Genomic DNA, 6880 nt, shown 5'->3' with positions numbered 1-6880 from the left:
GAATTTTGCTGAAAATGCCATTTAGCTAAGAAAAGCTTGTTCGAAGCGTTTTGCTTTTAAAAATTCACGCAAAAGGCGTGAGCTAGCCGCTTAAGCTCTGCCGAATTTAGCGTTTTGAAAGAGGCTCAGCTAAGAAAAGCTTGTTCGAAGCGTTTTGCTTTTAAAAATTCACGCAAAAGGCGTGAGCTAGCCGCTTAAGCTCTGCCGAATTTAGCGTTTTGAAAGAGGCTCAGGGGATTAACAAATACTTCATCTTCAAGGGTGAAGGAAGTGATTCCGACGGAATCCGAAGCCTGCCCCAGAGTGGGCCGGTCAGTTTCGATGAACTCTTTCAGGTCCGAAGCTCCACCACCGCCGATACTCCACGGGTGCTTCCCGAAAGTCGCCCGCGGCGTATCGCTCACGCTGACGAACTCGCTTTCCGACCCGGCCACATCCACCTGCCCCACGATCGCCGACCAAACGAGCCCATCGGCCGGCTGATCAGGCTGCGTAGGCTCGCCCTTGATCCCCATCACCGTGCGTACCTCGCGCGCGACCGGCGGCCGGTGCCGCCCGAACAGGATCACCGTCGGCGTGCCGTGCCCAGGGATGTAGGCGCCGGAAGTGTCGATGACGTGGGTCAGGTCGAGCCGCGGCAGGACCTGTTCGATCAGCTTGGAACCGAACTCGCGCTTCATGAAGCTGTTGGCGGTGATCAGGCCGACGAAGCCCGCTTTTGCCGCGTCTCCGTGACCATCGCGACCGGTCTGCGCCAACTCGAAGAAGCGCTCGGTGAACGGGCAGCCGAGCGAATACTTCATGTGGCAACTCGCGTAATTCTTGCGGTACGCCTGGTTCAGCGCCGCGTCCTTGACCACGATGTAGGGCGGGTTGCCGACCACGGCGTGGTACTGGCGGCCGAGAATCTTCTGCACCTCGGTCAGGTCCTCGCTGGCGTAGGCGTGGGCCAGCCCGGTATCGGCGTGCGACTCCGCCGCATCGAAGAGCTCGATTGAACGTATAGCACTCGTGCCGCCGAGCCCGAAGCGCTGTCCGTGCAGCAGGCTGTCGCCGATGGCCACCTGCGGCCTGAGATTGGGTGCGTCTGAGAGCCGGTGCACTTCGCACACCTTGAGCGCGGCGACCAGCAGGCGGAAGCGCGCGATCGCCACGGCGAAGGGGTTGAGGTCCACACCGGCCACCGCGTCGAGCACCTTCTGCGCGATGTCGCGCGAGTTGCGGCCGGGTTCGCGGCGCTGCCATTCGGCCACCAGCCGCTGAAAACCGCCGAGCAGGAAGTGGCCGGAGCCGCAGGTCGGGTCGATCATGCGCACGGTCTGGTAGCCAAACTCGCGGATGGCCGGTGTGAGCGTGCGGTCGAGGATGAATTCCTCGACGAACTCGGGGGTCTGCAGCAGCGCGTAGCGTTTGCGCGTGGCCTCGGACAGGTCCTGGTAGAGGTCGCCGAGGAAGCGGGTGTCCCACTCGGGGTCGCTGAAGTCGTGCACCAACGCGCCGCTCGCCGGGTCCACCGCCTGCCAAAACTGGCGCAGCGCCATCGCCGCGTCGCCGCTGATGCCGAGGCGAAAGACCGGGTTGTGCGCCTCGTCGAAGAAGGTCTCCAAGCCGGGCAGCTTACCGGCCTCGCGGAACGCGGCGAGCAGGTAGTCGCGGTCGGATTCGAGCGGATGGACGCGGAAGTAGGCTTCGTGCCGGTCGCGCGCGAGTGCCAGCCGCCCCGATTCGGGCGTCCCCGACAGCCAGGGGCGGTCGATCAGTGCGTTGTCCTCGATGAAGCGCAGGAAGACGCAGGACAGCAGCCAGTGCACGCCGGCCTGGGTGACGACCTGATCGAGCCAGGTGGCGAAGGGCTCGGCGCAGCGTTCGGCGTCGTGGGCAGCCTGCCATTCGGCGCGCAGGCTGGCTTCGAGCTCGGGCTCCGCGGCGCTGCGCTGGCGCAGGTCGTCTTCGAGGCGCTTCAACTGGCGGGTGAGGTCGGCGAGCAGTTGCGGGGCGTGGATCACGACGGGTTTCCGTTTCGATGGGCTGGCGGCTCGGCAAAGCCGCTCAGGATTGCGTGGCGAGGATGGCGCGATGCCGGTTCTCGACCCAGGATTGTGGGACTTCGGCTGCGGTGCCGGCATTGACGAGCGGTACCGGCGCGCCGTCGAGCGTCGGCAAGCCCTGCCGCCGGGTGGGCAGCAGCAGCCACAGCGCCGGCGTGCAGCCGGGGCGACCGACCTGGGCTTCGACTTCGGAGACGAGGCTCATCAGCCCGTAGCGCGCGAGCAGCCCGGGGGCGACCAGCAGCAGCGGTTCGGCGCTGTGCAGCAGACGCTGGCGCAGGCCGGGCAGCGTGCGTTGCACCAGTCGCTGCAGGTTGGCCCAGTCGCGGCTGTCTCGCGCGGCAGCGTCGGCGCGCAGGATGACGTTCCAGTCGATGCGCAGGGTTTCGGCCTGCTCGCGCAGCGCCCGGATCAGCAGGGCGTCGAAGCTCAAGCGCACGAGCGGAGCGGCTGAGTTGCGGCCGAAGCGGTGCAGCAGTTCGCTCTCGGCATGCGCGGCCAGGCGCGGTTCGACGCAGAGCACGAGCAGCCCGCCCTGGCGCAGGTTGCGCTGCAGGCGGTCTTCGAGCGCCAGCGCGTCCTGCACCGCGGCGTCGGCGAGTGCGAGGCCATCGACCGTGGTCAGGCGCCGGAAGACCGTGGTGCCAGCGGTGGCCGTGCCGCCGGACGGAGTGCGGCGATAGACGCGCGCCGCCTCGTCCCAGCGGAACGGCGCATCGACCTCTTCGAGCAGGCGGTCGAGCGACGGCCGCTCCGGCAAGGGTTCGGCGTCGGGGAAGCGGCCGCGCACGCGCACCTTGAGGTCGACTACTTCGAGATCCTTGAGGCTGACCAAGGCGCCGAGCGACTGGCGCAGCGCCTGCACGGCCGGCATGTTGCGCGGGTAGATTTCCTGCCGGCTGGAGAGCGCCGCGCTGCGCGAGGCCGCGGTGGCCAGACGCAGCAGGCGGGTGGGCGGGACGATGCGCTGCAGGTCGGTGGTCTCGTCGTCGATCAGGACCGGCGGGCGGATGCTTTCGACGGCATGCATGACGCGCGCCGGCGGCAGCAGCGGATCGGACAAGGCGCAGGTATCGGCGACGGCGCCGAGCTGCCGCGCGTAGTCGGCCCACGCGGCGCTGGTTGCGACGAGCGGCGTCGCGGCATGGTCGAAGAGCTCGAAGCGGGGCTTTTCGAGGTGACTCTCGGCCTCGATCGCCGCGCGCAGCACCGCGCCGGCCAGGCGCAGGCGCTCGTCGTCGCGCTGTTCGGCACAGCCACGCAGCGCCAGCAGCGCGAGCGCGGCCTCGCTGCTGGTCATCACCTGGCCCTGGCCGTGCAGGAGGGTATCGAGCTGGTTGCGCAGTTCGGTGAAGGCCGGGTTCTTCAGCCAGCGCTCGCGGGCCTTGAGCAGGGTGTCGGTGAGTTCCTTGCGCGCGAGCCCGTAGGCGGTCGCGGCCTCGCCGAGCGCCGGCCAGGTGCCGGCCGGGCGCCGGGCGGTGGTGACCGCACTGGAAACTTCGGTGGGCACTGCCGGGCGGGGCTGGGCCGTGCTGCCGGCGCTGCCGGCGGGACTGCCCTCGCCTTCCGCGTCGTCGAGACCGAGGAAAAAGGCGAGCGCGGCTTCTTCGGGGCGGTCGTCGCCGGCGGGACGGCGTGGCAGCAACTGGCGGGCGAGCTCGTTGATGCTGATGGCGAGCTTGTCGGTGGCCTTGCCGCCCTCCTCCGTGTCGTGCAGCGTGCCGCGGCCCTGGCTGAGGTCCGGGCGCAGCCGGGCCAGTTCCTTGGCCTTGAGGCGGATCTCCTTGCGGATCTTGTCGCCGACGCCGCGCAGGTAGCGGAAGCGGATGCGGTCGACGGCGAGCAGTTCGCGCACGTTGTGGATGCCCATGCGTTCGAGCACGTCGCGCGCTTCGAGGCTGTAGCCGAGTTCGACCATGGTGGTGTCGGCGTTGGCCGCGAAGGCGATGGCCTCGAAGCCGCGCGCCGTGGTCGGATGGGTGGTCGACAAGGCCTCGAAGACGCGGCGCCAGTCGCGCAGCATGTCTTCGGCGTTGTCGAAGCGTTCGCGGAAGTCGCGCGCCAGCGCTTGCGAGAAGAACTTGTCGAGCGGTTCGCGGATGACCGGGTCGAAGACGCCGGTCTCGAACTTGAGCTCTTGGTCGATGAGCGCGGGCGAGCTTGCGCCATCCCCCCAGCGCGGCGCCTTGCCGACGGCCATCTCGTAGAGGGTGACCGCCACCGCGAAGCGCTCGGCGTAGAGGTCCCAGCGCTTGCCGGGGCGCAAGGGCAGGAAGGGGTCGAGGTAAGGCGGGGTGCCGGCGGTGAGGTTCTCGGCCGGGGTGCGGCAGAGCGAAAAGTCGAACAGCACGAGTTGCAGCTTGCCGCCGCGTCCGCCGCTGATGCCGATGTTGTCGGGCTTGATGTCGCGGTGGATGACACCCTTGTCCTCGAGGTGGCGAACCGCCTCGATCAGTTCCTCGCCGAAGCGGCGCAGCAGATCGAGCGACAGGCGGCCGTCCCTGAGCTTTTCCGCCAGCGTGTCCTCGCCGGCACTCTTGAGCAGCAGCGCGGTGCGCCCGGCGATGTGCACGGTCTGCCGGTACTCGACGACGTTGGGGTGGCGCAGCTTGGCCAGCGCCTCGCCTTCGGCCTGCAGGTTGTCGCTGTGCGCGAGGTCGTTGGCGACCTTGAGCACGAATTCCTCACCGTTCCCGTCCTGCACCAGGAGCGCGACGCTGGACGAGCCGCGGCCCAAGCGGGTGACGACGGTGAAGCCGCCTTCGAGACGATCGCCCTTGCCCGCGTCGCTCGGATCGACGGTGGCTTCAGGGTCGGGCGTGGTGAGTTCGTCCTCGACCGCTTCGAGATCGGCGAGAAAGCCCTGGATGCTGTCGTAGCGGCCGAGCACGTCCGGGTGGGTGGCGTACTGCACCAACTCCTGCAGCTTCTTGCCGCAGCCGTCCATCACGTCCGACAGACGCAGCCCCTGCCCTTCGCGCAGTTTGACTGCCAGTTCGAGCGTGTTCGCCGCCGGCGGCCGGCCGCTGAAGATCAGCCAGGTCAGGCAGCCGAGCGAAAAGACGTCGAGCTCGGCACCGTGTGCGGGGTCAGCGCGGGTGGTTTCCGGCGCGAGATAGACGAGACCGGGGTCCTCGACATAGGCCTCGACGTGCCGAGTGCCGGTGGTGCGATGCACCGTGTCGTCGGCGTCGACGTCGCGCGCAGCGGTCTGCCAGTTCATCAACTGGAGCTTGAGCGCGTTGCCGTCGGCGCGCACGAGCACGCTCTGCGGCCCGAGTGCGCGGTGGTAGAGACGCTTGCCGTGAGCGTACTTGAGCGCTTCGGCAAGGTCGCGCACCAGTTGCAGGCGTTGATCCACGGTGAGGAGCTGCCCGCGCTCGCTGATCAGGTGGTCGAGGCGGACCGCGGCGGGGTCATGATCGAAGATGAGCGCCGGCCCGAGCTCGCTGTCCTTGTAGTCGTTGCAGCGCAGGATGCCGGGGTGGTCGATGCCTTCGAGCACCTCGAATTCGCGCCGGGCCTGCCGGGCCCGGGCGCTGCGCTCTTCCGGGCTCGACGCGGTGGCGATCGTGTAGATGCGCACCCGCCGCTGCACGGTATCGACGCTGACGTGGCGGACTTGCCAGTCCTGGTAGCCGTCGCCCTCGGCGATCAGCTTGACCAGCTCGTAGTCGCCGACCTGGCGGTGCTTGTTCGACGGACGCACGCCGGCTTCGGTCAGCCCGCGGGTAATCGCGCGCGCCTGCTGATGGTCGACCGGGTGCCGCAGCGGACCGCGCAAGCCCTGCGCCAGCGCGCCGACGATGCCGTCGTCGGCCGGGGCACGGGGCTGCCCGCGCCGGAAGACACCGGCGGCGGCAGAACCGGAGAGCTGGAAATCGAGCGCGGTCGCCGAGACGAACACCAGTGGCTCGACAAAAGGCAGCCGGATCTTGGCCTTGACGATCGCCGGTTGCCGGCGCAACAGGCTGGCCAGCCGCTTGGCCTTGCGGTCGGCAAGCAGGAGCGGGTTGTCGATGGTGCGCGCCTGCCCGTCCGTCACCCAAGTCCACGAGTGTGCATCACCCGACACCCGGCCGGGGCGACTCTTGATCTCGACCAAGAACAGCCCGGCGGGCGACAGCACCAGCGCGTCAACCTCGTTGACCTTGCCCTGGTCGTCGATGAATTCGAAGTTGCTCCAGACGTGCCAGGGCTCGCGGTCGGGAAGCTGCTCGCGCAGCCAGTCGAGCGCTTCACGCTCCCAGGCAAAACCCGATTCGGCAATCGCGTGCCAGCGGGAAGCACCCACGCTCATGATTCCTTGCCCTTTTCGTCGGCGGCGTGTTCGAACAATTCACCGACGGAGCACGCGAAGAGCGCGCACAGCCGGTCGACCGCCGGCAGCTCGATGCGGGTCGCGGTGTTGCGACACAGGGCGCTCACCGTACTGCGATTGAGCCCGGTAAGCCGCGCGACATCGGCGACGCGCAGGTTATCGCGATGCATCAGCGTGGGGAGATGGCAGCGAATCATGGGTGACGCCTGAGCTCAGGCGCTGAGATGTCGGGGTGCTGCGCAGCGTAGCATTTTGCTGCGGGGGCGGCAAATACATTCTTCATAGGGTGAAGGATTGCGGCTTTTTGCGCAGGTCCGGTCGAATGATGGGTCAGCCCTCATCTTGGCGCCCCATTTTTGTAGGTCGCCTCGAGCGCAGAGTTAGGGAAGCGCTGATTTAATCGAAACCAGCCGACGCCTGCCGTCGCTGGCCGCTCTTTGAGATAATGACGTCCTGCTTCCAGCTCGTGACTGACCATGCAATCCACCTTCTCCGAACTTGAGTACAGCGC

Annotated in this window: 3 protein-coding genes; all 3 read right to left on the bottom strand. The window is 67.6% G+C overall.

Annotated features, from left to right (window positions below):
• Positions 1 to 194: 194 nt before the first annotated feature.
• From pglX to CCR84_RS10405, 3 genes are read right to left on the bottom strand one after another with little or no spacing between them, the layout of a single operon-like run.
• Positions 195 to 2006 carry a BREX-2 system adenine-specific DNA-methyltransferase PglX gene (gene pglX / locus CCR84_RS10415; RefSeq protein ID WP_338052595.1) on the bottom strand — a complete coding sequence of 604 codons (1812 nt, stop codon included), beginning with the start codon at positions 2004 to 2006 and terminating at the stop codon, positions 195 to 197.
• Positions 2007 to 2049: 43 nt separating this feature from the next.
• Positions 2050 to 6348, bottom strand: coding sequence for a BREX system serine/threonine kinase PglW (gene pglW, locus CCR84_RS10410; RefSeq protein WP_201211974.1), 4299 nt, complete (start codon positions 6346 to 6348; stop codon positions 2050 to 2052).
• Positions 6345 to 6566 (bottom strand): helix-turn-helix domain-containing protein, encoded by a 222-nt coding sequence (locus CCR84_RS10405; protein ID WP_242508664.1) that lies wholly within the window; start codon positions 6564 to 6566, stop codon positions 6345 to 6347. Before CCR84_RS10405 ends, pglW begins: the two co-directional genes overlap by 4 nt.
• Between the last annotated feature and the right edge of the window lie 314 nt (positions 6567 to 6880).

The organism is Rhodocyclus purpureus, assembly GCF_016653115.1.
Lineage (GTDB): Bacteria > Pseudomonadota > Gammaproteobacteria > Burkholderiales > Rhodocyclaceae > Rhodocyclus > Rhodocyclus purpureus.
Note: the sequence above shows the minus strand (reverse complement) of the source record. Positions and strands in the feature narration are given on the sequence as shown.

Excerpts from the sequence above, each read along its gene's own strand:
- pglW (WP_201211974.1), bottom strand. The coding sequence starts at position 6,348 with ATGAGCGTGGGTGCTTCCCGCTGGCACGCGATTGCCGAATCGGGTTTT.
- CCR84_RS10405 (WP_242508664.1), bottom strand. The coding sequence starts at position 6,566 with ATGATTCGCTGCCATCTCCCCACGCTGATGCATCGCGATAACCTGCGC.